Annotated in this window: 3 protein-coding genes; all 3 read left to right on the top strand. The window is 61.8% G+C overall.

Annotated elements, in window-relative coordinates; translation table 11 throughout:
* On the top strand, positions 1 to 409 hold a 409-nt coding region (locus tag GPL20_RS38505; protein ID WP_373568297.1), incomplete at its 5' end, for a hypothetical protein.
* Positions 366 to 602 (top strand): hypothetical protein, encoded by a 237-nt coding sequence (locus GPL20_RS38500; RefSeq protein ID WP_157337941.1) that lies wholly within the window; start codon positions 366 to 368, stop codon positions 600 to 602. The genes GPL20_RS38505 and GPL20_RS38500, both read left to right, overlap by 44 nt.
* Positions 603 to 644: 42 nt before the next feature.
* The coding region (locus GPL20_RS38495; protein WP_254126561.1) for a recombinase family protein at positions 645 to 1,249 on the top strand (605 nt) is incomplete at its 3' end.

Raw genomic sequence — 1,249 nt, 5'->3', positions numbered from 1 at the left:
TTGTACAACAAGGCTTGAGAACGCCCACGGGACCGTATGCCGTGAGGTTCTGTACCGGCATCACCCTTGGGCAGGCCGCGAGGTTTTCGTCCATGGTGTGATCGACAAGGCGGACGGCGTTGTTTTCCGCTGCACGCTGGATGGATCGGAGACGCAGCGTTTTCTGGAGATTCCATCCTGGATGTTCGACCGCGCGGCATGTGCTCGCGGTGGCAGCCTAACGGCAGAGCCCTTTGTCAGCCTGGAAGCGCTCAACGCGTTGTCGTCGCTTGTCGATTCAGCGGTCAAGAGCGCGACATCATCATTGAATGAACCGCTTTCCGGTGCATGCGGAGTCTCTCACGATCAGAATCGGGGAGAGGCTCATGGCAAGCAGGACGGCGATATCGGCGAACCCGGTTCGGCGTAACCGGCGGTTCAGCGTGCATCAGATGGACCTGTTCACGGGTGGCATAGCGCACGGCGTCGTCGGGGTACCGGAATGGCGGGACCTGCCGAAGGAGGCGCAGGATGCGCTGGTGAACTTGATGACGCAGCTGGTGCTGGACCATGCACAGGTAAGCGCAACGCTTGCGAAGAGGGAAGACGGTCATGATCAGTGACAAGGTCCGCCCTCACCATCTCGAGCGAAGGCGATCCTCTATGTGCGCCAGTCCTCCGCCCATCAGGTTCTGCACAATCGTGAGAGCAGCGCGTTGCAATACGCGATGCGCGACCGATTGACGGCGCTGGGGTGGTCCAAGATCGAGGTGATCGACGATGATCTTGGGCGTTCCGCTGCCGGCGGCGTCCAGCGCGCGGGCTTCGAGCGGATGGTGGCCGAGGTCTGCCTCGGCAAGGTCGGCGCAGTCTGTGCGCGGGAGGTCTCGCGCTTTGCCCGCAATAGCCGGGATTGGCAACAGCTGATCGAGATGTGTCGCGTCGTCGACACGGTGCTGGTTGACCAGGAAGCTGTCTATGCTCCGCGGCATGGCAACGACCGACTGCTTCTGGGGCTGAAGGGGAGCCTCAACGAGTATGAGATGGACCTTTTGCGACAACGCTCGCTCTCGGCACGCTTCGAGAAGGCCAGCCGTGGCGAACTGATTGCGGCCACGCCAGTCGGTTTTGTGAAGGTCGGTGATCGCTACGAGAAGGATCCGGACCGGCGTGTGCAGGACGCCATTACGCTCGTCTTCGACAAGATCGAGGAACTCGGGACCGCGCGGCAGGCGCTGCTGTGGTTCCATGAGCACGGCCTCGACCTACC

Source organism: Bradyrhizobium cajani (assembly GCF_009759665.1).
In the GTDB taxonomy this organism is placed as follows: Bacteria; Pseudomonadota; Alphaproteobacteria; order Rhizobiales; family Xanthobacteraceae; genus Bradyrhizobium; species Bradyrhizobium cajani.
Note: the sequence above shows the minus strand (reverse complement) of the source record. Positions and strands in the feature narration are given on the sequence as shown.